The following is a 1,185-nucleotide window of genomic DNA, read 5'->3' as shown; positions in this document are numbered from 1 at the left end:
ATATTTGACCAAATTCATCATTTGTTTTTATATTAATGGTTGATACATTATTTGTTTTATGATTAATAAAATCAAAGAATGAGTTAAGACCATTTTGGATAGTGGTGAGCGGGGATAAGAAATAATTATTAACAAGATATAAAAATATTAAAGCAAAAGCTACCATTATAATAACTACTATTGTTTGAATAAAAGCCATTTTTGTAACTGGTTCATTGACTACTTCTGCACTTTCTGTGCTACATATAGTATATTCAGATACTTTAGCACAAATACCTAATCTTTCTTCTCCTTTTAATCCATAAGAAAAGAATTTATAATCTCCGTTTTCTTTATAAGCATTGATTACTGGAGTATGATCTACAGAAGAATCTAAAAGTTTTTTTTGTGTAGCAATAAAAATTTGATTATTCTTATCAAATAAAAGAGAGTTGCCTGGCTTAGTTTCAAATTCTTTTTGTAAAGCTTCTACCAAGACATCAATTGCTAAAACTCCTATAAATTTACCATCTTTATAAAGAGCTTTTGAGTAAGTAAAACAAGGTAAATTAGTAGTAACATCTATGTAAGAAGGGGTTATATAAATTCCATTTGTTTTTAAAGCTTCCTGATAATAGCCTCTTGTTCTTGCATCATAATTATCAGCTTTACCATAAATACCAAAATTCTTTCCTTTAGCATCAGAATCTGTATCACTTACAACAAGCTCACCATCTGGTTGCGCAATATAAGCTGCTAAAAATTTTCCAGCTTCTCTTAAAAACTTTAAATCATCTCCTATATTTTCCATCAAAGCTTGTTGGTTATCTAATTGATTATAGGAAAGTTTTAAAATTCTATTAGCGAAATTTTCAAGAGTTTGTGAATTATTATTTTGAAAATTGATGATGGATTCTTGAGCTACTTTTAAAACATTACTTTGAGATTTAAATTCTGCTTTATTCAAAGCATCTTTTGAAAAATAAAAAGTAACTATACCCAAAACAACTAAACACAAAATAGCTATAATATTAGCTATTAAAGAGATTTTAAATTTAACACTGCTTATTTTCATAAAAATCCTTCAGAACTAAAAATAATAAATTATTATATAACAAAAACAACTTATTTATTCTATATTTAGGAAATTTTAACAAGAAAATATAAAAACTTATTTTTTTAAAACAAATATAACTGAAGTTTTAT

1 protein-coding gene is annotated in these 1,185 nt (G+C 25.5%); it reads right to left on the bottom strand.

Going from position 1 to position 1,185, the window contains the following annotated elements; all coding sequences use genetic code 11:
- A partial coding sequence (locus GQV94_RS07580; protein ID WP_200170439.1) for a PDC sensor domain-containing protein occupies window positions 1-1,054 on the bottom strand: 1,054 nt, incomplete at its 3' end.
- Window positions 1,055-1,185 lie beyond the last annotated feature (131 nt).

The sequence above is a fragment of the Campylobacter sp. TTU_617 genome, assembly GCF_016599045.1.
Taxonomy (GTDB): domain Bacteria; phylum Campylobacterota; class Campylobacteria; order Campylobacterales; family Campylobacteraceae; genus Campylobacter_D.
This window is presented reverse-complemented; position numbering and strand designations above follow the sequence as displayed.